Genomic DNA, 26391 nt, shown 5'->3' on the forward strand with positions numbered 1-26391 from the left:
TATGCCGCTCTCGCCTCGGATAATTGTTATCTAAATTTTTTCAATCTCGCCCTAGATTGTTTATTGTTAACTTTAGATTGTTTCTCGATCTCGCCTTAAAATGTTTAATGTTATCTCTAGATTGTTCTTTCAATCTAACCTTATATTTTTCAATAATAGGAATGTTTCCTTCACTTCTTGCCTACAATAATAGTAAACCAAATCTCTTAACGAAATACTAGAGTTAACTGAAAAATTAAATCAGACAAATAAAGGAGAATGCCAGAATGAACCGGATTCCTTCCCATTTTGATGAAATAAACATGATTGGTAAGCTCGCTGACCTCAAAGACAGCCACTACCACCAGTCCCTCGTCCTCTCATCTCTCATTCAAGTTCTGATCGATAAGGGTCTCATCACCGCGCAGGAGATCCAGCTCAAATCCAAAGAGCTCGACGCCGCGCTTACTCCGAATCCAATACATCCCATTTCGTAGAGCGGTCAAAATATGTATCCATCAGCCGCAGCTGTTTAGCTTCAGGGGCACGCTCTTGTACTATGTTATTCACCGTTAGCCTGGCCAAATCCATTAAATTATGGTCACGGCTCAAATGCGCCATATAGACCGACTTCGTCTTGTGCGTCAACACGTCACAGAGCGCTTCCCCTGCGGCTTCATTGGATAAATGCCCCTTGTCTCCAAGGATACGTCGCTTAATACTCCATGGATAGTGCCCCACGCGCAGCATGTCCACATCGTGATTCGTCTCCAGTACCAAGCTATCTGAATCCGCAATTTTTTCTTTGACCTTCTCACTCATATATCCCAAATCCGTTACTACACTTAACTTCTGTTCCCCTTCATAAAAGCAGTACCCCACCGGCTCCGCTGCATCATGTGAGATTCCGAATGATTCAACTCGCAGCGTGCCGAATTCCTCGACACCTCCTGTTTCCATGACCCTCTTGTTGCCTTCTGCGATCACACCGATTTGACGGTCCAGCTCTACCCAAGTCTTTTCATTCGCGTAGATAGGCAAGTCATATTTGCGAGCTAGCGCCCCCAGCCCTTTAATATGATCCGAATGCTCATGTGTGACCAGAATGGCATCAATACTGCTCGCCTCGAGCTCACGTTCCTTCATTAACAGCTCCATCTTCTTGGCGCTAAATCCAACATCAATCAGCACCTTGATTTCACCATTATCAACCACTGTTGCATTACCCGTCGAACCGCTCGACAGTACCGTAAACCTCATACCCATCTTCCCTACTCCTCTATGCTTACAAGTCATCCATCTAGCCGTCCATTGTTGACTATCCCATTTGCCTACTTCTTATCCGTACTCTTATCCCCGTTTTTATCAGGATTCTCCGATGTTTTCGCACCATCCGCTTGTGTACCGAATGGAGCCAATTCAGACCCTTTCTGCGGAGACTCAACCGCTCCATTGAAAGCTTGCAAATAATAAATATCTCCGTTATCGATCGTAATCCGCCAGTGCGGAAACATCGGTTGCGTTTCTGAATTATACGGCTGCCCGTGATACCCTAGTCTGACTTCTGTAATAATGGCGCCATCACTCAAATAGTTGTCCACTAAGCTGCGAACAGCTAACTGAGCGGGGATCAGCTTCTGCTCACCCTGCTCTACTCCTGATTCTACTTCAACATAAGCTTGGCGGTAACTGGTAATTTCTCCGTTTTTCTCACTCAGTTCTACTCTCACATCGAAGAGAGGAATCTTGCCATATAGCTGCGTGAAAACATACACACCATTTCGACTAACCGCCGAATCCAATTGGTATAGACCAAAATTCGGAATCTCCGATTGCGCTTGAACTTCTTTACTAGCCCCTTTACCAAGAAGATTACTCATGTTAATGGGTGTTTTCAGCGTCTTCAGCTCACTGGGCTTCATATTATCGTCGTACTTCACCGTTATGACTTTCATCTTCGGTTGATCTGTCGGCAGCTCATCCGTTAACCTTATATTTTTGCTTCGGAGCGCGTTATTTAGCTCTTCTACGGCACTTGATGTGTCCAAAGCGATTTCCGTCTGATTGGAACGATTGGTGGACCAAAGTTGGAAACCAAGAATCAAATTCAACATCAAAAAGGAACAAATCAAAATCGTTTTAGCCCGACTCCAATTCATGACCTCACCAACCTTTCCTCAGAAATGGAACATGCCTACTCCACAAAATCGTACGTGCCATCACGCAGTTCAATAGCCCAAGTTGCTGTCAATACAAGCGTCTTATCCGTTATTACCGGACGATACGCTGGGAAAATAGACACGATACTAGAACGCTTCTGGTAATACTGCAGCCTTCCTTCCAAAGCTTCACCAGACATGATTTCGAAATCACGCCGCTGTACCGTCTTCAGATCGGGAATAATCATCGACCTCTCGAATCCGGATATAATCCCCTTCTGAACCTGCATTTTCATAGATCCATAGCCTTCAGTCTGCGGCGTAATAATCGGTAAGGATTCATAGTACTGCCGGAATGTGAACGAGTGATTATCGATTAACTGCTTCTGCGGCGTGCGAGAAACCATATATTTCCCATCCCAGCCAATATGCTGATTAATAAATTTAATACCTGCCTGCAAGTCATCCAATACCTCAGTTTTACTTTCTACGGGTGCAACAGGATCCGAATACGTAACCCACCGCAGATCTCGATTTAGCTGAAAACCGCGCTTGCTGTCCGTATAAATTTCAGAACCGTCGCGCTCTTTGAGATATCGTGTAATACCCGGATCAACGAACAGGCTTTGTTTCAATTGATCTGCCGTCAACAAGCTGTAACTAAATATATAGTTCGAAAGTCGAAGCGGCTTTATTGGGAGATAGTACTCCCCGCTGTTTGTCGTTTTGTATAGGTTTGTCAGGTCACCAAACGCCGCGAAATTTTCCACATCTTTACTTGTAAAATCGGCCGAGATGACTTCGTACCCAACGCCAGGGGAATCCGTAAAGAAGAAAGCACGCACATCCTCGTTATTGCCCTTCGAATAAATCCAAATCCTCGTTATTTTATCATTATCAACCGGCATTTCACCTTCAATCCGCAGCAGCTGCTGAAGAATTGTAAAAGGAATACCGTCTCGGAAGCGAATCTCAACCCCTTGCTGTTTCGTTCGAACTTCTTCCCAGTTCACGTTGACCAAATACATCGACGTTTTGCGAAAGCCTTTAAAGCTTCGCTGTTTAATATTATCAAGCAGTCGTGTGTAATAGTAATTGTTAGGATACAAAACAGAGTGCTGCTGATTACCTAAGTGAACAATGATTTGATCAGGGAACAGCATGTCATGCAGCTCCGATTGCTTTCCTAATGTCTCTGTTTGAACATAATTACTTTGTTGAATAGGCTCAATCTTCGGCGGGGTGTAAGAAGCTAGATAGAAGCTTTGGTACAAGCTCGTCCCAATCAGGACAACAAGTAGGATGGATTTCAGACTCTCGATCATAGCTCATCTTCCTCCTCTTGCTGAATCGGTAGTAGGAATACAACACGAGTTCCTTGTCCCAATTCCGACTCCAAGTTGATCGAGCCGCCATGTGCTTTTACTATTTCCCGGGCAATAGATAACCCTAACCCAGTACCGCCCATATTACGAGAACGTGCTTTATCTACACGGTAGAATCGGTCAAAAATGCGGGACAGATCTTTCTTCGGGATGCCGATTCCATTATCCTGAACCGAAATTTCCAAAACATCCTTCTCGATCCTTCTCGCTTCCAGCCGAATGGCCCCTTCATCACCCGTATACTTAATCGCATTCGACACGAGATTGTCGAGTACTTGATCAATTTTATCCCGATCGAGCAGTAAGCTGGTCACGCCCTGCTCCACATGAATTAGAATTTGGATCTTGCGTTGCTGCAGCTGGAAGGAGAATCGGTCGGCTACCTCCTCCAGCATTTCGCTCACAAGCGTCGAGGATTTACTCATCATCGATTGCTTGGAATCAAGCCTCGAAAGGTGCAAGAGATCCGTCACTAAGCGGATCATCCTCTCCGTCTCGCTGCGCGTTACGCTTATGAAGCGTGAGGCCAGCTGCGGCTCCTCAATCGCGCCATCATCGAGCGCTTCCAGATAGCTCTTAATCGTCGTCAGCGGCGTACGCAGCTCATGCGACACGTTGGCGACGAACTCGCGTCTCGCCTGCTCCAGCTTCTCCTGATCCGTTACGTCCTGCAGCACCGCAATAATCCCGTTCTGCCCTTCACCTCGGCGATGAATCGGCGTGAACGTGATACGCACGGACAGCTGCTCGTCATCATCGGGGAGATGAATATCCAGCAGTGTCGTACTAACATGACCTTGAAGGAAACCGCGAATCGTATCCATCGGAATACCGAGTACCTCAGATATGTCCAGCCCAAGCGTCGTTTCCTCTTCCGTCTGTAGAATCTGCTTCGCCCTGCGGTTAAGCACGATGACATGCCCTCTATCGTCCGTGGCGATGATCCCGTCATTCATATTCGTTAAGATCGAAGCAAGCTTCTCCTTCTCTTCTTCATTCAGCGAGAGCGCTTCTTTGAGCCGATTCATCATAAAATTAAACGTTTGACCGAGCTGCCCAATCTCATCGGTCCCTTGAATAATAACCTGTTGATCAAAGTTTCCTTCTGCGACAGCCGTCGCCTGCTTCGTAATCTCTTTGATCGGATTCGTAATCGTGCTGGTAAGAAGCACGCCCAGAATAGCGGTTAGCCCTAGAGCGATCAAGGTTCCTGAGATAAGGATGCGGTTAATGGATCGGATCGTTTTATACACATCTTCCATGGAAGCGATAATGTATACCGCACCCAGAACACGGGCACCGCTGCCTACCGGCTTGGCGATAATGACCTTCCGATAACCATCCCCATCCGTGAAGATCCGTTGGTTATCTTTAATCCCCTGCAGCGCCCTGATGACTTCCGGCTGTGTGTTTTTTTGTTTCAAATGATTCGGAACCGATGTGCTAATGACGTTCCCATTCGCATCTATAATTTGAATTTCCGCATTATTAATAGAAAATAAATTGCTAACGAATTCGTTCAAATCCGCATACGTCTTCTTGCCTTCAGCAGCGTTCTTGCTGTCCTGATCCCCTGTGAGGTAGGGCCCCACAAAGCCGGCCAGCAGCGTCACCTGACTGTTGCGTGAAGCCAAAAAGTCATTCTTGAAATACGTCTCCACCGTCTTATAGAAATACACGCCAATGAGCTGCATCGCAATCAGAATGAGTAAGACATAAATAATAATCAGCTTCGCTTGAATCGATTGAAAGAAGCGGATGCCCTTCATGCTCAGAAGCCTCCGGCTTTAGGACTGCGCATTAAATAGCCTAGGCCCCTGCGTGTCATAATATACTCAGGACGGCTCGGGTCCGTCTCCAGCTTCTCGCGTAAGCGCCGAATCGTTACATCGACTGTTCGTACGTCGCCGAAATATTCAAAGCCCCACACCGCCTGCAGCAAGTGCTCGCGTGTCATCACTTTGCCTGAATTTTTGGCCAAGTACTGAATAAGCTCGAACTCCCGATGCGTCAAATCGAGCGGAGTGCCATCTTTATACACCATGTACATGTCGTTATCGATAAACAGGCCATGAATACGCATCCCATTCCGCTGCGTGTCCGACTCGCTTGGAGCCGACTGCGCTTTCGTCTGTCTGCGCAGGTGCGCCTTCACCCGGGCAAGCAGCTCCCTGGTGCCGAATGGCTTGGTCACATAGTCGTCTGCACCCATTTCTAGGCCAAGCACTTTATCCAGTTCTGTATCTTTCGCTGTGAGCATAATAATAGGAGTATTCAGCTTCGAGCGAACCTCTCGGCATACATCCATTCCATCCTTCACTGGCAGCATGAGATCCAGCAATATCAAATCAGGCTGTTCAGAGAAAGCAAGCTCTACAGCGCTTCCCCCGTCATACGCACAGATGACCTGGTAGCCCTCTTTTTCCAAATTAAATTTCAAAATATCTGCAATCGGTTGTTCGTCATCCACCACGAGAATTTTACCAAACAAACCTACCACCGCCTACTCAAGAATAAATGACTTCGTCCTACAGGGACGAGCATGTAAAGTCAGCCTATTTCCAGCATACTATTCCTCTATTTTATCATATATTTAAGTGAGAAGCCCTCTACCCGAGGCAAATCGAAACTTATTCTTTCTAAATGTGGAAAAAAGAGACAAGGTCCCCCGAGTTGTCCCGTTAGACCTTGCCTCTATCTATAATTAGCGGTTTAAATATTTTAAAGGATTTTCTAAACTGCCACTTTTGTGAATCTCAAAATGTAAGTGAACACCCGTGGAGTCGCCTGTACTTCCCATAATTCCGATTTTATCGCCCTTCTCGACGATTGTACCTTCGGTGGTGGTGATTTTGCTCAAATGGCCATATAACGTCTCGTAACCGTTCAAATGATTAATAATGATATAATTGCCGTAGTCGGATTTGTAGCCGGTTTCCGTGACTTTGCCGTTATCGGCCGTCATGATATTCTTGTTGCCTGTGATATCAATTCCTTTGTGGAGCTTGCCCCAACGCATGCCGAACGTACTTGAAATACTTGGAGAAACGACAGGCCACGCGAACTTCCCTGAGCCTTCGCCTTGAATGACCTTTGTTCCTTTTTTCACCTTAGCCATAACAGGATTATCAATGATCTCTTCATTCACAAGCTTTTCTTCGGTCATTAACCCGTCGACCTTCGTAACTTGAATCGTAACCTTCTTCAGCCCATTCTTCCCAGCGGTTATCGGTTGAACAACGCCTACACGAAGTGAATCATCTTTCACATACTCGGTGTCGTATTGAATCTCCTGATTCTGCACAACCCGTTCTGTTGTCTTAACAGAGAGCGTTGGCTTGAGCACCGTCACATCAAGTTGGTTGCCAATTTTCAGCTTATCATCTTGAAGGCCGGGGTTCTTATCATAAATGAATTGCTTCGTAATCCCTAGTTTCTTGGCGATACAGGAGACACAATCTCCTTCGACAACCGTATACTTGGCAGGCTGTACATCACCGGTCTTGAGCTTTTGAACGACATCTTCCGGTTTAGCCAAGTCATTCGGCTCGATAGGAACTTCCTTGGTATCCACCTGTTGAACAAACTCTACTTTCTCGAGTTCCGACGGTGCTGTGGTGATATCCTCACCTATCCCTGTTGATAAGGCAGCTACCTTAGCGGTTTCTTTGGCTTTAGGCGCGAAGGGTGCACTTACCTGTTCAAGAATCCGATCAGCCGTCTGCTGATCCTTTACAATGGCGATGGTTTTCCCATCTACCTTCAATTCGATGCCGACCGGTTGCGGCACAAGCAGCTCATCAAGTGTTGCCAAAACAGCTGAATCATCCGATTTTACATTGTAAGCCTTTTCAGGCTCGTAGGTGACTCTATTTGTTTTCAGCACGACATGGACATCTGGGAATTTTTGTTGCACTTCTTGCGGTTTTCTTTGCTTATATTCATCAATAATCTTATTGTCGCTTACGATACCTATTTCTTGGCCATCCAGCTTTACATGATACACATTCACCATGCCAGCTTCTACATATTGATGTCCGGCAAACGTAATTACTCCAGTTAGAGCGATCGCACTAACTCCCAGTGCAAGAGACCATTTATGTCGTTTCATTACCGTTAGCGTCGTTGTTGTCGTTGATTCTTCCAGCTGCTTGTCTGATATTGATTCATTTCCGGTCAAGCTTTCTCGCTTAGGCGTGAATCTCTTGATGAGATCCATGACAAAGCGCATTCCCCTGAAACCTGTCATGATCTTCTCCCTTTGAACGGTTTTGCATCCATGAAGTAATTATTCAATTTGCACGCTAATGATTAATTACTTCTAGATACATAAATAAACCTTGATTAGACATAATATCCATAAAGGATGTCTTCCTTTTGTTAAATTTAACACACTTTCTCTGCCTATTTCAACAAAATACTCGATATCCATGTGATAGATTCGTGTCCATCACCAAAAGAAGGCTCTAATTATTCATTTTTTTGTATGAAAACCCAAGAGATTTTGCGCTTAGCTACAAGAATTGACAAATTTGCATGAAACATTGAAAGGGGACATTATCGATGGAAATTAATTTGGCGGCTACATTCCAAAATAGGGATAATTTAGAGCAGGCGGCTGAAGTACTTAAACTGCAAGGTGTACTAGATATCAAATTCGATAATGGCTTTGTGCCTAATTCTGTTCAACATGCTGACAGCTTCATTCAATCCGTAGACAGCTTTGCTGCTGAGCCCTCCTTTGCACTCACAGTAAGTGTTGAGAAGTCACGCTATCGCCAAGCTGAGGATACGATTATCAAATACGGCGGACAACTCCACTAATCCATCCAAGTAAAGAAAAGATTAATATTTGCTTAGAATATCTGTAAGCTGCTTCAATTCCTTCTCACTTAAATACTTTTTAAGCGTGTCATTGACTTGCTTTAACTCCTCTGTCGTGATCCCATCTTCGAGCAAAACGGATAGATTCTGCACGTCACTTTGCGGCAGCTTAGCAACAACTAGAGAAAATATTTTCATCTTATCGTCGCTGGACAGAGCTTCTTTCTTTTTGGCAAAATCCTCCGTCGACATGACGAGTTCCTTTTTCTGATCGTTCGCTTCACTTCTCGCTCTTCCCATAACGGCTATGGCATCATCCTTGGCTCCTTGGGAAGCATCTCCACCGTCACTAGAACTAACTCCACTTGCGGGAAGTTGATCGTTTGAACTAGGGTTTGTGAGGCTTCCAGACGGGTTGAGACTAGGAACAGGCTTCGTAGGTGCAGGGCTTTCAGATGGGGCAGCTTGCTTCCCCCCGTCTCTACGCATAACTATATTCAGCTCCCCCGCCAATCTTGCAGCAAATTCGTTAAATTGAACCTTTTTACCCAAAGCTGGGATCTGATATTGTCGAAATATATCCTCCACGTACATATTTACAACATACCATGTCGTAAACATCGTTATCGATGTAATCAGGACTGTTCCAATGACGATCTTACCTAACCATGCTATTAATTTCATACTCGCTATCACTCCTGGCGCATAATCATGTTCCTCCCTCCCAGTATTGACGGAATCATCTCCATTAAATCCCTTTTTGATAAAAAAGAAATCCTCTAAGCTGCAAACAGCCTAGAGGATTTCTTAAATTATTCAGGAAAAAGCGAACATTACGCTTCATTTGGTTATGATTATGCGTAGATTGGACGAACCAGGTTCGTTTGCTCACGGTTACGACCTACGGAGAAGATCGCGATTGGAATGCCTGTCAGCTGGGAAACGCGCTCCACATAATGTCTCGCATTCTCAGGCAGGTCACTCAGCGTACGTGCGCCGGATACGTCTTCTGTCCAACCCGGCATCTCTTCGTATACCGCTTCACACTCGGAGATAGCTTTCAGGCTTGCTGGGTAGTGCTCAATTAGCTCGCCGCGGTACATGTAGCCTGTGCAAATTTTCACCGTCTCAAGACCTGTCAGAACGTCAATGGAATTGAGGGATAGACCCGTGATGCCGCTAACGCGTCTTGCGTGACGAACAACAACGCTGTCGAACCAACCAACACGACGTGGACGACCCGTTACTGTACCGTATTCAAAACCTTTTTCACGAATCCAAGCACCGATCTCATTGTCCAGTTCCGTTGGGAACGGGCCATCGCCGACACGAGTCGTATATGCTTTGGCCACACCAATAATGTTGTGGATCTTCGTTGGTCCTACGCCGGAACCAATACATACGCCGCCCGCAGTTGGGTTCGAAGAAGTAACATACGGGTATGTGCCTTGGTCGATATCCAGCATAACACCTTGTGCGCCTTCGAACAGCACTCTGCGGCCTTGATCAATGTATTCGTTTAATACAACCGACGTATCGGTAACATATGGACGAATCACTTCCGCGTATTCGAGGTATTCTTTAAGAATCGGCTCTACATCAAGCCCTTTCGAACCGTATACTTGCTCAATCACAACATTTTTCTCAGCTACGATGCGTCTAAGCTTCAACTCGAACTCTTCCGCATCCATCAAATCAGCAATACGAATACCGTTGCGAGCTGCTTTATCCATATAACAAGGTCCGATCCCTTTGCGGGTCGTACCGATTTTGCTATCACCTTTACGATCTTCTTCCAGGCCATCAAGCAACAAATGGTATGGCATAATGACATGCGCGCGGTCACTGATGTTGAGGTTCGTCGTTGTAAAACCATTATCATGAATGTAGTTAATTTCTTCAATGAGCGCAGCCGGGTTAATTACCATACCATTCCCGATTACACAAGCTTTATCTTTGTAAAAAATACCTGAAGGTATCATCGTTAGCTTATATTTCTTCCCGCTAATAATGATCGTATGGCCTGCATTGTTACCACCTTGATAACGAGCAACAACCTCAGCAGATTCCGCTAAGAAATCCGTGATTTTCCCTTTTCCTTCATCTCCCCATTGCGTACCGACAACAACAACCGTTGACATATGCACTTACCTCCGTACGGTGACGAATCACCCATAATGAGCCGTTATGGCTTTAGTACCACAGAGAGAAGTTGGACTTCATTAAAGCGCTAAAGCGTCTAGCGTCCATCGTACTTTCCCTCTGGCGATGCAAATACCTCTATACACCGTTACACACTTGGTGAACCGGTTCCGAGGGCTTACTCACCGCAAAGGAACATCCAGGTTTCTTCGGCAGTCATCTGCAGGAAGGGAACCTACCTTACGGCATGAAAAACGACCTTATTTCGAAGTTGCCTTGCTATAAGCAGGCATTCGACCAAGGTTTTTCACCGTCTCTAGTGTAGCAGTCCCCCTGAGCAAAGTCAATGAAAAACGAACGATTACACAGGTGCCTGTATAATCGTTCGGATATTGCGCATACTAATAGGTTCGCAAAATAAAAACTAGAAAAAACCTCAGGCTCTGCCTTAGGTGCTTAGTGTAAACCCATTCTTTTGTGCATAGGGAAGAATGTGGTTCCATGTAATGTTGAATTCGTGTGGTACGAGCAGAACAATTATTTCAACGTCCCACATTTCTGCGAAAGTGCAGGTATTTTTGCTAAAATCGTTTGAATAGAAAAAAAGCCTGCTATTATGCAGGAATTTTTAGCTTCTCCATCCTAAGAATAAAAGAAAACCACAAAAGCCTGCACGATTGCAGGAATTTAGGTATAGGAGCTTTTCAAAGAAAAAAGGCATGTACAATTGCAGGCTTACCACAACCGTAGTCACTCCTTCTCGTTAAAGTTCGCAAAAAAAACAGCCGTCAATACTGCGCGGCTGCTGCTTCCTGATGACTTCGATCCATATTCACGAACTTATTAAATTGCTTCAAGAAAGCCAGCTCTACGGTTCCTACAGGACCGTTCCGCTGCTTAGCAATAATAATCTCGATAATGTTCTTCTTCTCGGATTCCTTATCGTAGTAATCGTCCCGGTAGAGGAACGCTACGATGTCGGCATCTTGCTCGATCGATCCCGATTCCCTAAGGTCAGACATCATCGGACGCTTGTCTTGCCGCTGCTCTACACCCCGGCTCAGCTGCGAGAGCGCGATGACCGGAACGTTGAGCTCACGCGCAATTTGCTTCAGCGTACGGGAGATCTCAGAGACCTCCTGCTGACGGTTATCGCCTTTACCACGGCCGGCAATCAGCTGCAGGTAGTCGATGAGGATCATGCCGAGCCCCTTCTCCTGCTGCAGTCGACGGCACTTGGCGCGGATGTCCGCGACCGTAATCGACGGTGAATCATCGATGAAGATGTTCGCTTCGGACAAGGCGCCTATCGCCATCGTCAGCTTCTCCCAGTCGTCGCCCTCGAGATACCCCGTCCGCATGCGGTTCGCGTCGACGTTCGCTTCCGCGCAGATCATACGCTGTACGAGCTGCGCCGCGCCCATCTCCAGGGAGAAGATGGCGACGGTTTCTTTGGCCCGCACGCCCACATTCTGCGCAACATTCAGCGCGAACGCGGTCTTACCGACCGAAGGACGGGCGGCCAAGATAACAAGGTCCGAGCGCTGGAAGCCGGACGTCATCTTGTCGAGGTCAATGAAGCCCGAAGGGATCCCCGTTGACCCTCCCTTATTCGAGTAAAGCTGCTCGACTTTCTCGAATACTTCCATGAGCACGTCGCGAATAACCACGAACCCGCTTGAGCTGCGGCGCTGCGAGATCTCAAGGATCTTGGCCTCCGCCTCGCTGAGCATCGACCCTACATCGTCCTCATTGGCATAGCCATTGGAGACGATTTGGGTCGCTGTGCGGATAAGGCGGCGCAACATCGACTTCTCCTCGACGATAGCCGCGTAGTAGTCAATGTTTGCTGCGGTTGGCACCGCGTTAGCCAACTCAGAAAGATACGTCACGCCACCGATTTCTTCAAGCTGCTGCTTGTTCTGCAGCCGTGACGTAAGCGTGATCAGATCGACAGGCTCCTGCTCTTCTGCGAGTTCTACGATCGCCTCGAAGATGCGTTGATGTGTTCCACGATAGAAGTCGTCGCTTGATATTCGCTCCATGGCGGTAATCAAGGCTTCGCCGTGAATCAAAATAGCGCCGAGTACGGCTTGCTCGGCTTCTATATTTTGTGGGGGTACACGATCCATAAACATATTATCCCCGCTCATGCTGCTGTACCCGCCTTTCTTTTCGTTAGTTAGTTTATAAGCTCTTAACTGACCGCTATTCGTCCTAATTCAGCAACTTCATAGATTAGAAGTCTTAACCTTGCTCTTATTCCCGGAACTAGGCACATATAGTTGGCTACTCCAAGTATTCTATCATTCTGTTCATATTCATCCATGCTGCAACTCTATGAGCTAAAAGTAACTAGATGCAAAAAGTGCAGCAAATCACCGTTTATTTCACATTTTGAGCAGAATTGATGTATTTAGTGCATCAAATATCCATACTTCGGACTTCATGGGTTCGTATTCGAACAATTAGCTGCACTTTTTGCATGAAATCGCTTGAAAGTGCTGATAGATGCTGAATTAGCTGCACTTTTACATCATCGCTGCAAAAGATGGCACCTAAGTCGGCGCTACAATTACTTCCTACCAGCCAATCTATCATTTCAAGACACTATCAACAACCGTGGTATAACCACACAATAGATAAGAGCCCCTCCAAGGGACTCTTACCTTCATCCATGTTCTTGCTCTTGAACGTTTGTTTCTCTTTCTCCGCAACGCTGTTTTCTGCTCTGGAACGTTATTTCTATAGCTCTGGATCCCTATTTCTACTTGCTCCAAAACAACGCAATACCTACGCTCCATAAGCTTAGCTCTTACTTCTCTTCCGTCACATGTACGTTCAAGCTAGCCGTTACTTCACTATGCAGTTTCACAGCAACCTTCGTTACGCCTAGCGTACGAATTGGATCTTCCAGCACGATTTTGCGCTTATCGATTACGATCTTGTACTGCTTCTCTAGAATCTCTGCGATTTGCTTGCTAGGGATGGCTCCGAAAAGACGTCCGCCTTCACCGGCTTTCGCCTTGATTTGAACAGTCATTTCACCAAGCTTCTCACCAAGTGCCTGCGCATCAGCTTTCTCTTGATCCTTGCGGCGCTGCTCGGCTTTTTTCTGATTATCAAGCACCTTAACAGTTCCTTGTGTAGCTGGAGCAGCAAGCCCCTGCGCGATTAAGAAATTCTGTGCGTAGCCCTCAGATACCTCTTTCACTTCGCCCTTTTTACCTTGGCCTTTTACGTCTTTTAGTAAAATTACTTTCATTCGAAAAGTCCCTCCTCTTCCTGCATTTCCTCTAATACTTTCTTCAACCGATTCGTTGCTTCCTCTAAGGTGCCATCGATCTGCGTAGCGGCATTCGTTAAATGCCCGCCTCCGCCCAGACGCTCCATCACGATCTGAACGTTCATCTGTCCCAGCGATCTTGCACTAATCCCGATTAATCCGTCCGGCCGTTCGGCGATGACAAAGGATGCCATAATATTCGTCATATTCAACAATGTATCAGCTACTTGCGCAATCATCAACTGAGAATATTTGCGATTTGGCTCAGCAACTGCCAATGCAATGTGCTCGTAAATCGTTTCTGTATGTTTAATGACTTCCGCTCTCTCGATATACGAATCGAGATCTTCCTTCAGCAATCGCTGAATTAAGGCGGAATCAGCGCCATTTCGACGCAAATAGGATGCCGCTTCAAAGGTTCTTGCCCCTGTACGGAGACTGAAACTCTTCGTATCAACAACGATGCCAGCCAGCAGCATCGTTGCCTCTAACACTTCCATGGTTAGTTTTTCATTGATATATTGAAGCAGCTCCGTCACAAGCTCACACGTTGAGGACGCATACGGCTCCATATAGACGAGTGTCGCATCATGGATGAACTCCTCACTACGTCGATGGTGATCGACCACCACGACCCTGTGCGTCTGCTGCAGCAGCTTAGGCTCGGCTACCATGGACGCCTTATGTGTGTCCAAAACAACCGCCAGCGAGCGCTGTGTCGTAATTTGCATCGCCTGTTCCGGCGTAATGAACCAACGATGCAGCCGCTCATCGGCAGCAATCGTCTCCATCACCTTCTGAATCGAGGGATTGATACCCTCAAGAACAATGTAGCCTTCCTTGCCGACAACCTGTACAGCCTTCAAGACACCAACCGCTGCACCAACGGAGTCCATATCGGGAAACCGATGACCCATGATGATCACTTTATCGCTATCCTTCATTAGATCACGCAATGCGTGAGAAATGACTCTAGCTCGAACCCGCGTACGCTTCTCCACCGCATTCGTTCTTCCGCCATAGAAGGAAAGTCGCTGCCCGACTTTGACCGTTACCTGATCGCCGCCGCGGCCGAGTGACATGTCTAGTCCCATCTGTGCCATTTGACCAAGTTCCATGAGCTGTTCAGCTCCTGAAGCGATCCCAATACTAAGCGTCAAAGGAAGCTTATTTTCAATCGTCAAATCCCGCACTTCATCCAGGATTTCAAAACGCGTTTGTTCCAGTTGGCGCAATGCCTTCTGATCCATCAGAATGAGGAAACGATCCGACGACGTCCGGCGCAAATAGAGCTGATACTTCTGAGCCCATTCCGTAATCTCACCCGTCACCTTAGCCAGCATAATGCTGCGTGTCTGATCATCGAGACCTTGCGTCGACTCCTCCAGATTATCCATCATCACGATGCCGATCGCCGTTTTCTCATCTTCATACTTCTTCGCCAGAATCGCCTGCTCCGTTATTTCACGGAAATAAAGCAACCGCTCCTCGGGCCGAATCCATACTTGATAAATAAATTTTCCAATGGACAGCTCCAGCTTATCACTTTTATCGTTCTTGTCCTTTTTATTTTTCAAATCAGGGAAGAATTCAAACAGCGACTCGCCAATGACCGAATCCTTCTCAAGCATTTTTGCCACAAAAGGGTTGTGCCACTCGATGCGCTTCTCTTCATTATATAAAATAATTCCGATGGGAAGGCCGCTCATCACTTCATTGCCCGCTTTTTTCACCCGATGTGTAATCGTTCCGACGTACGTATTTAATTCTCTGCGAAAAGCAGTCTCCGCTTGCAGCGTAAAGTAGGCCAATACCCCGCAGAACAGGAGGGCTGTAAGGCCCAGCCACCATTTGAACATATAAATAATGGCTGTCAAAATGATGAGTAGGACGAAAATCCACACGATATGCTGACCGTGCCACCGCTTTAAAAGGAACTTCGGCATTCGAACTAGCTCCTAATCCTATATATTTTTCTTGAACCGTTCTCGGATTGGAAACGCAACATCAAATACCCCTAATAAGCTGTATACGATAAATAAAGGAGGCATGAAACAAACGATTACAATCGCTACAATTGGCAGTATAGGCTTCCACTTGTTCTCATGAGCAACAAAGAATAGAAAACAAATCGCCTGTATAGCGAAAGCTAGCATAAGCAGCGGCATCGCATTCATCAGTAACGTAGAGATCATCGAAATTGAAGCCGGATTAACAAATAAATCTAACACAAATACAATTAAATAGATCCAGACAAGCGATTTCTGCAGCATCCACTCCCTCATTGGGCGCAATCCTGGAATCCCTTCTCCTGTTTTGTTAAGCAGCCAGCGGCTGATGCCGTGAGAGACAAATGTGTAGAATAGGGCAACGAAAATTAAATACAAAGGAATCACTTGCACAATGAAATTGACATACCAATCCTGATCTTTCGGCAAAATATCGCGGATCCCTGGAGGCATGCTCGCTATACTTTCCATCATGAATTGTTTGAACCTGGCAATCGGATCAAATCCGAGCGCATACCCGATAACAAGACTCACCAGAGACTCTGCCAGAATCGTGATAATCCCTGCCGTTAACACGGATCTTGCCGCTGCTTTACGTTTATATAAGTTACCCATGACCAGAACAGGCGGTAAGAAGAACAGAGAAACCGACATAAGGAATATTCCCTGCCATTGGGTAAGGATATAAACAACGAGCAAGCTGAGCACATAGCTAATGACGAAACGCCTTGTGCTTGATTTTACATATAACATCAGAACTGGAATCATGAGAAAACTAAATGTGAAAATAATAAAAGGCGTCATTAGAGATAGCAATGAGACGATCGTCACTGCGCTCCATATGATGCTTTGCCAACTTCGTTTCCCCAACCGGGCTCACCTCTTACGTAAATGTTCTTCTAGCGATGAAATGTCGCCGTACCAGTCCTCAAGTTGATGGCCCTCTTGGCGGTGCTTCTTCATTTTCTCAACAATAGCTTCGTCTAAACTGTGAAAGGAAATGCCTAGTCTTCTGCCCAGGATGTAACCGCTCGAAATTAAGCTGGCTAATCCATCAACAATCTTCACATGGCTGCCTTCCCATATGCCTTTGAGCAGATGAGCTACATGATCTACGACTTCTGTCTTGAGCCATTCAATGACTTTGGCCCGTCTGGCTAGGTCAACATCCTTCTCCCTATTCAGCAACCGTCATCTCTCCTCATTCAGCAATGACTATTGTGTCAATTATACCACAAATAGGCACAAGAAAAGAAAGCCTCTACAGAGCTGTTCGATCCCCTTGCGTTGATGGTGTTGAAATCACTAGAAATTCGACATCATCCAAGGATTCGTTACGAATTTGATGCGGAATACCGGGTAAGATCGTACAACCTTCCTGCGGCTTCAGGGTGATGTCCGTACCATCAATCCACATCTTAGCTTCTCCACTTAAAATGAAGAAAAACTGCTTCGCCTGTTGATGCACATGCTTAATTTCACTCGTTCCCGCGGGCATCCGCTCTTGAATAATGGTCCTATCCACATCCCGCTCTAGGTACCAGCCGTCGCAATTATCGCCCCATATGTAGTGTTCTGCCTGCTCTTTGTGGATTTTCACGATTGGTTTCTCCCCTCGTCGGTTGCTTCTTGGCATACAAAAAAGACAGCCGTTAGATACAGCTGCCTTCTTGGTTTAACCCTATTCCGTTGTATAAGGCAACAATGCGATTGTACGGGAACGCTTGATAGCGATCGTCAATGCACGTTGGTACTTAGCGGAAGTACCAGTTACACGTCTAGGAAGAATCTTCCCGCGCTCACTGATGAACTTTTTAAGAGTTTCAATATCTTTATAGTCAATGTGCTTGATTTTGTTTACTGTGAAGTAACAAACCTTACGACGTTTACCTTTACCGCCTTTACCACGAGGAGCAAATTTGCGGTCGCCGCGATCTTCACTGTTGTTATCTCTTTTTTGGAAAGCCATTAGTTTGTTCAGTCCTTTCTACTTTAGAATGGCAAGTCATCATCGGAAATATCGATCGGTTTTCCGTCATCTATGAAAGGATCCTGCTGTTCGCGCGATCCACCGCCACGATTGCCACTGCCGCTTCCGCCGCCGTAGCTTGCGTTTGCGTTAGACGATCCGCCTTCTTCGCGATTACCGCTGTTGCTGGATTCAAGGAAACGTACATTATCGGCAATAACTTCGGTCACATAAACGCGCTTGCCCTCATTGTTGTCGTAATTCCGTACCTGAATACGTCCTTCCACTGCTGTTAAACGACCTTTACGCAAATAGTTCGCGCATGTTTCAGCAAGCTGCCTCCACGTAACGATATTGATAAAGTCCGCTTCCCGTTCTTTCGACTGTGAATTCGTGAAAGGGCGGTCTACTGCAAGTGTAAATTGTGTAACAGCTACGCCAGCTGGTGTATAACGAAGTTCTGGATCTTTGGTCAATCGACCGATAAGAATAACACGGTTCAACATGGAACAACCCTCCTGACGAAAATACTGGCATGCATTAAGCTACGTCGTTTACGATTAAGTGACGAATGACTTCGTCCGAAATCTTAAGTACGCGATCAAGTTCAGTTACAACAGCAGGTTCTGCGTTGAAGTGTACCAGCACATAGTGCCCGTCACGGAACTTATTGATCTCATACGCAAGACGGCGTTTGCCCATCAGGTCATGTTTGGAGATTTCTCCCCCACCGTTCGTGATGATGCCTTGGAACTTTTCTACTGTAGATTGAACAACTTCTTGCTCAACGTCAGTACGAATGATGTACATCAGTTCATATTTGCGCATGTATTTCACCTCCTTTTGGACTAAGCGGCTCCTTTTTAAGCTTGTCAGACAAGCAAAGGAGCAAGGAGCGAGGATTCTTATTCAAAACTCGCACCTGAATACTATAGCAAATCGAGCGACAGATTACAAGTTTTTCTCTAATAAAATGCGAAGGAGGAAGCTGGTAATGGGATTGATACATGCTTCCCCTCCAAAGGGGTAATCTAATAGACGATGTTATTCTTGAGAAGAGGTGATCATCGTGGGTGAATGGACAGAATTCAATGCTGGCGATCATGTTCCTAACGACGGCGAGTATATGGAAATCGGCGAAAATGCTTTTCACATGGGTATCAAGAATCCCAAAACCGTTACGTTGAAAAAAGGTGACACTTTCCCGGAAAATAGTAACCACAATCGAAAATGGCATCGAAAAAAGATAACGCTAAAATAAGTTCCCATGAACTAGGAGAATGAGCTATGAGAACTACCACGTTTACCTGGCTTTTCACCTTCCTAGGTGCTGCCTTGTGCTTGGTTCATTATTTATTTCATGATCATGATGCCTTTTATATGCTGTTCTACGCGCTTAGTGTACCAGCATGGTTTGCATCAACATTTACGAACATCTATGAGATTTCTATGTTTAAAATGCTCATCATTTATGCGTTAACGATCGCCTCATGGGCCCTGGTTGGATATATCATTGACCGTTTCTCTGTCAGCTACAGAAGGCGTGATAGGAGTCATTAGTAATTGAATGAGAAGCTAGCCCTTGTAGTATACCTGCTTAAGGGCTAGCTTTTTTCAATTGAATGGTCAAACCATAAACCTATATCCTGATCCCCAAACTGTTCCTATATACTGGGGCTTAGATGGGATTTCCTCAATTTTCTCTCTGATTCTAGCGATATGAACCGTTACCGTAGAGGCGTCGCTCATCGCATCCATCCCCCAGATCCTCTCAAAAAGCTCTTCCTTGCCAAATACCCGATTAGGATACTGCAAAAGAAACAGAAGCAGATCAAATTCCTTTTGAGCCAGAACGACTTCATTTCCGTTCACAAAAACTCTTCTGGCATCCTTTTGAATCTCAAGGCCCCTAACCTGGATCGTGCTTCCCTCATTCCCCTTTCCAAACCGCTCTTTCATCCGCTCAAACTTTTTCAGATGGGCGCCAACCCTTGCTACCAGCTCACCCGAACTGAACGGCTTTGTTATATAATCATCCGCACCGAGGCCTAAACCGTTAATTTTATAAATTTCCTCTGCTCTCGCCGATACCAAAAGCACTGGAATATCATCCTGCTCACGTACTTTTTTCAACACTTCAAACCCATCCATATCTGGCAGCATGATATCTAATATAACAAGCTCAAACTCTTCCTCTTTTAGAGCTCTCAAACCCGCTGATCCGCTGTTCACCATTTTTACCGAGTAACCGCTGAGCTCAAGGTAATCCTTTTGCAGATTGGCAATACTTTGGTCATCTTCAACAATCAAAATTCTTTTCATCATAACCTCCAGACATGTTAGAACTTCTTAAGAGATATCATGATCCCTGTTCCCTCACCTACAGCGCTTTTAGCCCATATTTTCCCGTCGTGCCCTTCTATAATTTGCTTCGCTATAGCAAGACCCAGCCCACTGCCGCTTTTTCTTGAAGGGTCTACCTGATAAAATCGTTCAAATATGTAGGGAAGTTTGTTCTCGGGTATTCCTTTTCCATTGTCCTTAATTTCTATAATAGCAGACGTTCTAGTTTCCCTGAGAATAATGTCAATCTTGCCATTTGCCTTTTCTGCATATGTCATAGCATTATCAAGAATATTTTGTACGACCCTCTTTAATCTTTCACGATCAATTAATACTTTGACAGGCTCCTTTAATTCATTTATTAACGCTAAGGCTAAATTAGCCTTTTCACACTCATATTTATGATCCGCGACGCAATCCTCGAAATAACTCGCCAAATCACTCTTCTCAAAATGGTAAGGAAGCTGGTTCAAATCGAGCTTAGAATATAAAAGGAGATCATCAATCATCGCGTTTACCAAAATTGCTTTGGATCGGGCGGTTTCCAGATACTCTTCCATTTTCTCAGGTGTCTTGGCTACCCCATCGATAATCCCTTCGATATATCCTTTAATGGAAGTCACAGGCGTCTTTAAGTCATGAGAAATACTTGAAACTAAAAACTTCCTGTTATCATCATATTTTTGCTGCAAATAGACAGACTCCTTCAACTTGATCCGCATTAACTCCAAGGTTCTGCCTAATTCCCGAATCTCGCCTTCGCCTTCTTCGGAAATCTCGTCGCTTAGATCCCCTTCCCTGATTTTCATAGCGGCGTCCTGTAATCTGGAAATCGGTAAAATAATTCCGCGTGAAAACTTATACGAAATCCAAAAATTCATTAGCAAAAAAACAACCGTGAAAAAACTGACCGTAAAAATGCCAAGCAGCATATAAAAGCTTGTTTTCACTTTGACTGGCGCAAGCAGCAGCAGAATGCCCGTATCGCCAGACGAAAGTTTGTAATCCGCTCGGGTAAACATATACATTTTGCCATCAAGCTCTATCTCATCGTGATTAGATTTGTCGCCGGACAGCATTAGGCTTTTCTCGATATCTATTTTATTAAAATTTTGAGTGGCGTACTTAACCTCTCTACCCACTAAAATAATGGCACTGGCACCCAAAACGTTCACTCGATCAGAGAGCTCTTGTTGATATTTCTTATCCAAGAGTTGCTCGAACCCCAAGGTCTGTGCTTCTCTTTTGATCTCACTGATCGCTGCCCTGACCTCGAACACTTTTTGAAACTCCTTCATATCGGCTTCGCGGCTAAAAACTTTCGTATAAGCAGCCACAAAAATAATGACAGCCAGGATCGTCAAACCAATGGAAAGCAGCACAGCCAGCGTATTCATCGTGAAAAATCGTTTCGTTAAGTGCATGTATATTCCTTTCTATACATCCTTGCTGTCAAACAAGTAATACCCTGTAGTAAATAACATGATACCACAACCTGACATGATTAAAATCTGCCGGACTATTTTAAAGACATTGATCGATTCCGAAATCCAGAGGGTATACCAGTCAAACATCGACGTGATAAAGAAACTCGAATAGGATGAGAACACAATGCCCAGAAAATTAAAACCAATAAACACAAGAATGGAGAGGAAAAATACGGCTAGTCCTCCCTGAATCACATTGGATAACAGCACAACGATAAGTGCAAACACAAATACAGGAAAAAAAGTTAAGCCATATGACACAATGACCTTGACGATCCCAAGCAGGCTGGCGGACGAAGGATTAAATATAAAACCAACCAGCAGCGAAAGAACCATAACAAACACAAGGTTCCCAGCAATAAATAGAGCTAAATTCAAAACCTTCGCACTAAAAACACCGAATCTGGAGACCGGTCTTAAAAGTGTTATTTTCATCGTATTCGATGAGGATTCACCGTTAAACATATCGATCGCCACAAAAATAGCGAATAATGGTAAAAGTGTATAAGCAATAAACGACAGAACTACGATGGGAAATTCAACACTCCCTACAACTCTTAATCCAAGGCCATGCTTTATCGTTGTTACGGCAATTTGCCCGATCATAACGGCAAGGATGGACAATATCGCGGCTGCCATCATTTTTTTCTTTTTAAGCAGCTTCACGGCTTCATTCATACATGCAGCTTTAAACCCTGCCACTTCTGTCCACCTCACTAACAAAATAGTTCTCAAGCGACGAATAATAAGATAGAATATTTTGGGTATATTCTACGTTGACCAGCTTGCCTCCGTAAATAATTCCGATTCTTGTGCACGTTAGTTCCACATCGTGAATCAGGTGGCTGGAAATAAAAAAAGTCGTGCCTTCCTGGGAAAGCTGTTTGATCAACTTCCTCATCTCCAGCATCCCCTCTACATCCAGTCCGTTTAAAGGCTCGTCCAAAATTAACAGTTTCGGTTTCGATAGAATCGCCGCCGCTATCCCCAGTCTTTGTTTCATCCCGAGCGAAAATTTTTGTGATTTCTCATTTTTATATTTCAGCATCCCCGTGATTTCAAGACATTCATCAATTCTCCGCTGATCAATTTCTGGATAGAATCTCGCAAAAAGCTTCAGGTTTTCATTTGCCGTCAAATAGGGATAAGATTCCGCTGTTTCAATCATACAGCCTACATACTTCATCGCATTGACGTAGTCTTCTAAAATGCTCGCTCCGAAAATCTTCACATCGCCACGATCCGGCTTCATAAGTCCTGTTATCATCTTCATGGCTGTCGTCTTCCCAGCGCCATTTGGTCCTAGAAAACCAAAAATATCCCCTTGATCTACTTCTAAATTCAACTCGCTGATTCCCCGGCCATTCTTAAATGACTTGGTTAAGTCGTTTATTTCAATCGCCTTGACTGTCAATTCATCATCTCCCTAAAAATGCTCAGGAAGCCGCTATCCGCCGCCTCCTGAACATCATTTCTATTCAAATATGCGTCTAAATTCTCCATCATAGTATGGTTTCAAGCTGCTAGATTTCCACGAGTTTTTATCAATGACCTCTATACTCATTTCAAAATAAATCTTGCCAGCAGAGTTTGGATGAATCGTTCCGTTTTTCTGTTCGCCCTTCGCATCTGTGTAAGTAAAAGTTGAAGATGTTGCCGGATTGTATTCAAAGTTAAATGCATCCTTGTTTGGATACTCGCTCTCAAAACCAGGATAAACGGTTTCTGAATACTTTCCTGTCACTTTATCGCCGTCTACGCTTGTGATTTCAACCGTTCTCTCGCCAATCTTCACGAACTTACCGTCTTTGTCCATAATGATATCATTTTTATATGTTCCCACATATTTACTGCTGAATCCGCCCGAATAACTGACCTTCTCAACCTTTGCGCCTTTTAGGTCAGGCATGGCAATCTTCGTATTGCCAATCGCAGAAAGCTTTACAATGACATTTAAGTTTAAGTCATGTTGAACACCGTTTTTATCTTTTCCTGACAGGGTTATCTCACCCGTCACATTTTCAAGATAGCCTGTTTTATTTTCTACTGCCGTACCCACAACCTTTTTCACAAAAATATCTTTCTCTATTTCCGGTAAATCTCTCTCATCATTAAGCATCTGCTTGATACCAAAGGAGGAGACTGCATTCACCACAGCCGGCACCTGTGCCTCGGACAAGCTTCCCGAGTACACTTTTCCGCCGTCAGTCCCTTCCTCTACTTGCACATAATCTTTCAGAGAGCCAACCACAGCGTCTACAATTTTTTCTATCTCCGCTGCTCCCTTTTCTTTAAAAGGATTACTGAAATCAGCTGGCCCTTTTCGGTTCACATCAGCCGGATATTCGGTTACGTAATAGGTATTATCCGTACCGCTTTTCCTAACTGATTGCTTCTTGTCAGAATACGAATAATTGGAGGTGGTTTCGCCCTTTGCGGTTTTAGTCACCGTATTTTCCTCAGACAGCTGGTTTACTGTATCCATTTTCGCGAAGGTGGACGCTTGAAGCAAGGTTTGATCATTATCTTTCAATGAATACAGCGCCTCGACCGTATAGTTGTTTAGACCCTTTTCCATCAGAGCAGCCGTGTTTTTGACCGAATCTTTCAACCGATCATACCCGGATCCAAGCAGCGTATCGGCGAAAGCGGTAGATACAAACAGACAAGCTCCAAGCGTAAATGAAAGTACAGTAATTGATTTTTTGCTAAGTTTCATCTTTGTTCTCCTTTAAACACAATTTGCGGGAAACGTTTCCTTACTATTTATTTTAATATACGCTTATTGAATCCATCTAAATGGATTATTAACAAAGTATTAACTCTTACATTGACACTTCTGCTCTTCCCGTTCTGTTCACTTTATTCTATAATTTACTATATCTACCATTCCTTTAATGAGGTGAACTCTTTTGAACGAAAATATTGATAGACAGCGTGAAGATACATCTTCTGATCTTAACCCTCTGCCTCAGTCTACACCCTCTTTTAGCCGTAGAAAACTGCTCTCTTCAATTGGAGCCGCAGGTTTAGCTTTTGTAGCGGGAGACATCTTCACCAATAGCTCAACTGTTCAAGCAGCATCTCCTTCCACACTTATTTACAATGTCAAAGATTTCGGAGCCCGCGGCAACCGCCGCTATGACGAAGACGATGCTCCTTACATCCAAAGTGCAATCGACACAGCTGCTTTATCAGGTGGCATCGTTTACATTCCGCCAGGCATGTACTTCATCAAGATACCCTTACGCGTGAGCGCGAACATTACCTTAATGGGGGCCGGCAGCAACAGTATCCTTCGGTCATCCACCCATAAATTCGGTCTCCTTAACTTATCTGCGGTTTCTCATGTACATATCCAAGGGTTGTCCTTCCAGGGCATTGGATCCTTCGGAAACGCCTCGGTTCCACGAATTGAATGCGGAATTGCGCTGGACCAAGCTGCCGACATTACCATCACAGACTGCACTTTTTCCATGATCGATAATGGTGTTAAATCCGTTGATTCGAATCGAGTTGTTGTCGAGAACTGTACCTTCGATAACATCATTGGAACGCAGGATTACGATACCCAAGGATATGGCATCTGGTGCAGTAACGTTAAGAATCATCATTTTGTGCAGAATCAATTCAACATGCTGTTTCAAACGTGTATCACTTTGACCAATGGCAGCAGTCGTTCTGTCATCGCGAGAAATCGCATGCAGAAATGCTATCAATCTGGGATTGACCTTATATCGGGTCCCAAAGAAGAACCGTGTCAATTTAATACCCTTTCCGATAACATCATTGAGAATTTTAAGAATTCAAGCGGTAACACAGGGTATACCTATGGCATTCGCCTCAAGGGTCACTGTATCTCCAATATGATTACTGCTAATATGCTAAATGATATCGATGATATTGGCATTCAGTTGGTTGGACAAGCGGACATCATTGAGAAACGCCCTCATCACAACATCATTTCCAATAATCAGCTCCAAGCTATAGGTAATAACGGTATTGTCCTCATTAATGCTTATGAGAATCAGATTCGTCAGAATTCTATTCGAAATTGCAAATCAGACGGGATCGTGCTAGCTGCCGAAGGCAAAGATAGCGGTTCGTACACAGATAACAATCAGTTAACGGGTAATAGCCTAAACACCTGTACCAAAGCACCGATTCGCATCTCGGATGCCAATTGCCGAGAAACCATCCTCTTTGGCAATGTGGGTTCAGGCAATGGTGAGAAAATTTTCGATAAAGGTACACATACAATCACTTCTACCCTATAAGAAAAGGCCACACAACCCAATTGGGTGTGGGGCCTTTTTGGTTATTTCTGATAAACTCGCTTCTCCGAAATTTTACCGTCTGCAAAGAAAACGAGCTGCACATAATAACCAGGTTGATTAGATATCTCGAAATCATACGTCTTCTTCCCGTTCTCATCTTTAACCAGCTTGCCTTTGGATCCTGTCAGCTTCACCACATCATCGTAGGTGCCTGTCATGCTTATTTTATCAGCCTGCTCCTTCGTTATCTTTGGAAGCGGCTCATCCTTCGTCGCATTGTCTCCAGCCTTTGGTGTCGCAGTAGCAGCTGCTCCTCCAGCTGGACTGCTTGTCCCGCCAGGCGTCGCAGAAGCCCCTGCAGACGGCTGTACAGTCACTCCAGCAGTTGGACTTGCTGTGCCCCCCGCATTCTTCTTGGAGCACCCTGTAACGACCACAGCCAGCACCAGAAGCATCATTACCCAGATTCTCATATCGTTCTACCTCCTCATTTTACATATGCCTAGCTATGGGGTTATTTTGCTTCCTTTC

At 45.0% G+C, this 26391-nt stretch carries 28 protein-coding genes; 5 read left to right on the forward strand and 23 right to left on the reverse strand.

Annotation, left to right across the window (positions count from 1 at the left end):
* The first annotated feature begins 266 nt into the window (after window positions 1-266).
* Window positions 267-476 carry a hypothetical protein gene (locus tag NYR53_RS34095; protein ID WP_029196124.1) on the forward strand — a complete coding sequence of 70 codons (210 nt, stop codon included), beginning with the start codon at window positions 267-269 and terminating at the stop codon, window positions 474-476.
* Here NYR53_RS34095 and NYR53_RS34100 read toward each other — a convergent pair.
* From NYR53_RS34100 to NYR53_RS34125, 6 genes are all read right to left on the reverse strand, one after another.
* Window positions 445-1245, reverse strand: a complete 801-nt coding sequence (locus NYR53_RS34100; RefSeq protein ID WP_261303371.1) for an MBL fold metallo-hydrolase — start codon at window positions 1243-1245, stop codon at window positions 445-447. The two genes, NYR53_RS34095 and NYR53_RS34100, sit on opposite strands and share 32 nt — an antisense overlap.
* Window positions 1246-1310: 65 nt before the next feature.
* Complete coding sequence (yycI, locus tag NYR53_RS34105; RefSeq protein WP_261303372.1) at window positions 1311-2138, reverse strand: two-component system regulatory protein YycI; 828 nt, start codon at window positions 2136-2138, stop codon at window positions 1311-1313.
* 35 nt (window positions 2139-2173) lie between these two features.
* A complete protein-coding gene (locus NYR53_RS34110) occupies window positions 2174-3463 on the reverse strand; it encodes a YycH family regulatory protein (RefSeq protein ID WP_261303373.1) in 1290 nt (429 codons plus the stop codon).
* On the reverse strand, window positions 3460-5292 hold the full coding sequence (gene walK, locus NYR53_RS34115; protein ID WP_261303374.1) for a cell wall metabolism sensor histidine kinase WalK: 1833 nt from the start codon (window positions 5290-5292) through the stop codon (window positions 3460-3462). Before walK ends, NYR53_RS34110 begins: the two co-directional genes overlap by 4 nt.
* A gap of 2 nt (window positions 5293-5294) precedes the next feature.
* A complete protein-coding gene (gene yycF, locus NYR53_RS34120; protein WP_261303375.1) occupies window positions 5295-6014 on the reverse strand; it encodes a response regulator YycF in 720 nt (239 codons plus the stop codon).
* A gap of 213 nt (window positions 6015-6227) precedes the next feature.
* Window positions 6228-7742, reverse strand: a complete 1515-nt coding sequence (locus NYR53_RS34125) for a M23 family metallopeptidase (protein WP_261303376.1) — start codon at window positions 7740-7742, stop codon at window positions 6228-6230.
* Window positions 7743-8086: 344 nt separating this feature from the next.
* On the opposite strand from NYR53_RS34125, the gene NYR53_RS34130 reads away from it, so the two are divergent.
* Window positions 8087-8347 (forward strand): hypothetical protein, encoded by a 261-nt coding sequence (locus NYR53_RS34130; RefSeq protein WP_261303377.1) that lies wholly within the window; start codon window positions 8087-8089, stop codon window positions 8345-8347.
* A gap of 21 nt (window positions 8348-8368) precedes the next feature.
* Here NYR53_RS34130 and NYR53_RS34135 read toward each other — a convergent pair whose 3' ends face one another.
* The 11 genes from NYR53_RS34135 to rpsF all read right to left on the reverse strand — a co-directional run bounded on the left by NYR53_RS34135 (window position 8369) and on the right by rpsF (window position 18581).
* On the reverse strand, window positions 8369-9031 hold the full coding sequence (locus NYR53_RS34135; protein WP_261303378.1) for a hypothetical protein: 663 nt from the start codon (window positions 9029-9031) through the stop codon (window positions 8369-8371).
* A 170-nt stretch (window positions 9032-9201) separates the two neighbouring features.
* On the reverse strand, window positions 9202-10488 hold the full coding sequence (locus NYR53_RS34140; RefSeq protein ID WP_261303379.1) for an adenylosuccinate synthase: 1287 nt from the start codon (window positions 10486-10488) through the stop codon (window positions 9202-9204).
* A 789-nt stretch (window positions 10489-11277) separates the two neighbouring features.
* Window positions 11278-12642: a replicative DNA helicase gene (gene dnaB / locus NYR53_RS34145; RefSeq protein WP_261303380.1), complete on the reverse strand. Its 1365-nt coding sequence runs from the start codon at window positions 12640-12642 to the stop codon at window positions 11278-11280.
* A gap of 662 nt (window positions 12643-13304) precedes the next feature.
* Window positions 13305-13754: a 50S ribosomal protein L9 gene (gene rplI, locus NYR53_RS34150; protein ID WP_056838752.1), complete on the reverse strand. Its 450-nt coding sequence runs from the start codon at window positions 13752-13754 to the stop codon at window positions 13305-13307.
* Window positions 13751-15721: a DHH family phosphoesterase gene (locus NYR53_RS34155; protein ID WP_261303381.1), complete on the reverse strand. Its 1971-nt coding sequence runs from the start codon at window positions 15719-15721 to the stop codon at window positions 13751-13753. Before NYR53_RS34155 ends, rplI begins: the two co-directional genes overlap by 4 nt.
* A gap of 18 nt (window positions 15722-15739) precedes the next feature.
* Window positions 15740-16654: a DUF2232 domain-containing protein gene (locus tag NYR53_RS34160; protein WP_261303382.1), complete on the reverse strand. Its 915-nt coding sequence runs from the start codon at window positions 16652-16654 to the stop codon at window positions 15740-15742.
* A gap of 6 nt (window positions 16655-16660) precedes the next feature.
* Entirely contained in the window at window positions 16661-16972 is a 312-nt protein-coding gene (locus tag NYR53_RS34165; protein WP_029196137.1) for a MazG-like family protein, read from the reverse strand.
* A gap of 73 nt (window positions 16973-17045) precedes the next feature.
* Window positions 17046-17384, reverse strand: a complete 339-nt coding sequence (locus NYR53_RS34170; protein WP_261303383.1) for a cupin domain-containing protein — start codon at window positions 17382-17384, stop codon at window positions 17046-17048.
* 81 nt (window positions 17385-17465) lie between these two features.
* Complete coding sequence (rpsR, locus tag NYR53_RS34175; RefSeq protein ID WP_029196139.1) at window positions 17466-17753, reverse strand: 30S ribosomal protein S18; 288 nt, start codon at window positions 17751-17753, stop codon at window positions 17466-17468.
* 23 nt (window positions 17754-17776) lie between these two features.
* A complete protein-coding gene (gene ssb, locus NYR53_RS34180) occupies window positions 17777-18259 on the reverse strand; it encodes a single-stranded DNA-binding protein (protein WP_261303384.1) in 483 nt (160 codons plus the stop codon).
* Between the two features lie 34 nt (window positions 18260-18293).
* Complete coding sequence (rpsF, locus tag NYR53_RS34185) at window positions 18294-18581, reverse strand: 30S ribosomal protein S6 (protein ID WP_029196141.1); 288 nt, start codon at window positions 18579-18581, stop codon at window positions 18294-18296.
* Between the two features lie 241 nt (window positions 18582-18822).
* On the opposite strand from rpsF, the gene NYR53_RS34190 reads away from it, so the two are divergent.
* Both NYR53_RS34190 and NYR53_RS34195 read left to right on the forward strand, forming a co-directional pair.
* The gene (locus tag NYR53_RS34190) at window positions 18823-19014 is read left to right on the forward strand and encodes a YjzC family protein (RefSeq protein ID WP_261303385.1); all 192 of its coding nucleotides are present in this window, start codon (window positions 18823-18825) and stop codon (window positions 19012-19014) included.
* 26 nt (window positions 19015-19040) lie between these two features.
* Window positions 19041-19313 carry a hypothetical protein gene (locus tag NYR53_RS34195; protein WP_173185084.1) on the forward strand — a complete coding sequence of 91 codons (273 nt, stop codon included), beginning with the start codon at window positions 19041-19043 and terminating at the stop codon, window positions 19311-19313.
* 66 nt (window positions 19314-19379) lie between these two features.
* On the opposite strand, the gene NYR53_RS34200 is transcribed toward NYR53_RS34195, so the two are convergent.
* The 5 genes from NYR53_RS34200 to NYR53_RS34220 are packed head-to-tail and all read right to left on the reverse strand — an operon-like array spanning window position 19380 to window position 24302.
* Window positions 19380-20075 carry a response regulator transcription factor gene (locus NYR53_RS34200; protein WP_261306616.1) on the reverse strand — a complete coding sequence of 232 codons (696 nt, stop codon included), beginning with the start codon at window positions 20073-20075 and terminating at the stop codon, window positions 19380-19382.
* 17 nt (window positions 20076-20092) lie between these two features.
* A complete protein-coding gene (locus NYR53_RS34205; RefSeq protein ID WP_261303386.1) occupies window positions 20093-21520 on the reverse strand; it encodes a sensor histidine kinase in 1428 nt (475 codons plus the stop codon).
* Window positions 21521-21532: 12 nt separating this feature from the next.
* Window positions 21533-22285 (reverse strand): ABC transporter permease, encoded by a 753-nt coding sequence (locus tag NYR53_RS34210; protein ID WP_261303387.1) that lies wholly within the window; start codon window positions 22283-22285, stop codon window positions 21533-21535.
* Window positions 22272-22997, reverse strand: coding sequence for an ABC transporter ATP-binding protein (locus NYR53_RS34215; protein ID WP_261303388.1), 726 nt, complete (start codon window positions 22995-22997; stop codon window positions 22272-22274). The genes NYR53_RS34210 and NYR53_RS34215 overlap by 14 nt, the downstream gene beginning before the upstream one ends.
* 60 nt (window positions 22998-23057) lie before the next feature.
* A complete protein-coding gene (locus NYR53_RS34220; RefSeq protein ID WP_261303389.1) occupies window positions 23058-24302 on the reverse strand; it encodes a hypothetical protein in 1245 nt (414 codons plus the stop codon).
* 193 nt (window positions 24303-24495) lie between these two features.
* Between NYR53_RS34220 and NYR53_RS34225 the strand changes: the two genes are divergently transcribed.
* Window positions 24496-25860, forward strand: a complete 1365-nt coding sequence (locus NYR53_RS34225; protein ID WP_261303390.1) for a right-handed parallel beta-helix repeat-containing protein — start codon at window positions 24496-24498, stop codon at window positions 25858-25860.
* Between the two features lie 41 nt (window positions 25861-25901).
* Here NYR53_RS34225 and NYR53_RS34230 read toward each other — a convergent pair whose 3' ends face one another.
* Window positions 25902-26333 (reverse strand): hypothetical protein, encoded by a 432-nt coding sequence (locus NYR53_RS34230; protein ID WP_261303391.1) that lies wholly within the window; start codon window positions 26331-26333, stop codon window positions 25902-25904.
* Window positions 26334-26391 lie beyond the last annotated feature (58 nt).

This window comes from Paenibacillus andongensis (assembly GCF_025369935.1).
Classification (GTDB): domain Bacteria; phylum Bacillota; class Bacilli; order Paenibacillales; family NBRC-103111; genus Paenibacillus_E; species Paenibacillus_E andongensis.

Bases quoted from the DNA above. Each gene is read 5' to 3' on its own strand.
- NYR53_RS34155 (WP_261303381.1), bottom strand. From the start codon at position 15,721: ATGCCGAAGTTCCTTTTAAAGCGGTGGCACGGTCAGCATATCGTGTGG.
- NYR53_RS34095 (WP_029196124.1), top strand. From the start codon at position 267: ATGAACCGGATTCCTTCCCATTTTGATGAAATAAACATGATTGGTAAG.
- NYR53_RS34110 (WP_261303373.1), bottom strand. From the start codon at position 3,463: ATGATCGAGAGTCTGAAATCCATCCTACTTGTTGTCCTGATTGGGACG.
- NYR53_RS34140 (WP_261303379.1), bottom strand. From the start codon at position 10,488: ATGTCAACGGTTGTTGTTGTCGGTACGCAATGGGGAGATGAAGGAAAA.
- NYR53_RS34200 (WP_261306616.1), bottom strand. From the start codon at position 20,075: ATGAAAAGAATTTTGATTGTTGAAGATGACCAAAGTATTGCCAATCTG.
- dnaB (WP_261303380.1), bottom strand. From the start codon at position 12,642: ATGAGCGGGGATAATATGTTTATGGATCGTGTACCCCCACAAAATATA.
- rplI (WP_056838752.1), bottom strand. From the start codon at position 13,754: ATGAAAGTAATTTTACTAAAAGACGTAAAAGGCCAAGGTAAAAAGGGC.
- NYR53_RS34205 (WP_261303386.1), bottom strand. From the start codon at position 21,520: ATGCACTTAACGAAACGATTTTTCACGATGAATACGCTGGCTGTGCTG.
- ssb (WP_261303384.1), bottom strand. From the start codon at position 18,259: ATGTTGAACCGTGTTATTCTTATCGGTCGATTGACCAAAGATCCAGAA.
- NYR53_RS34220 (WP_261303389.1), bottom strand. From the start codon at position 24,302: ATGAAACTTAGCAAAAAATCAATTACTGTACTTTCATTTACGCTTGGA.
- NYR53_RS34125 (WP_261303376.1), bottom strand. From the start codon at position 7,742: ATGGATCTCATCAAGAGATTCACGCCTAAGCGAGAAAGCTTGACCGGA.
- walK (WP_261303374.1), bottom strand. From the start codon at position 5,292: ATGAAGGGCATCCGCTTCTTTCAATCGATTCAAGCGAAGCTGATTATT.
- rpsR (WP_029196139.1), bottom strand. From the start codon at position 17,753: ATGGCTTTCCAAAAAAGAGATAACAACAGTGAAGATCGCGGCGACCGC.
- yycI (WP_261303372.1), bottom strand. From the start codon at position 2,138: ATGAATTGGAGTCGGGCTAAAACGATTTTGATTTGTTCCTTTTTGATG.
- rpsF (WP_029196141.1), bottom strand. From the start codon at position 18,581: ATGCGCAAATATGAACTGATGTACATCATTCGTACTGACGTTGAGCAA.
- NYR53_RS34130 (WP_261303377.1), top strand. From the start codon at position 8,087: ATGGAAATTAATTTGGCGGCTACATTCCAAAATAGGGATAATTTAGAG.
- NYR53_RS34100 (WP_261303371.1), bottom strand. From the start codon at position 1,245: ATGGGTATGAGGTTTACGGTACTGTCGAGCGGTTCGACGGGTAATGCA.
- NYR53_RS34195 (WP_173185084.1), top strand. From the start codon at position 19,041: ATGAGAACTACCACGTTTACCTGGCTTTTCACCTTCCTAGGTGCTGCC.
- NYR53_RS34230 (WP_261303391.1), bottom strand. From the start codon at position 26,333: ATGAGAATCTGGGTAATGATGCTTCTGGTGCTGGCTGTGGTCGTTACA.
- NYR53_RS34135 (WP_261303378.1), bottom strand. From the start codon at position 9,031: ATGAAATTAATAGCATGGTTAGGTAAGATCGTCATTGGAACAGTCCTG.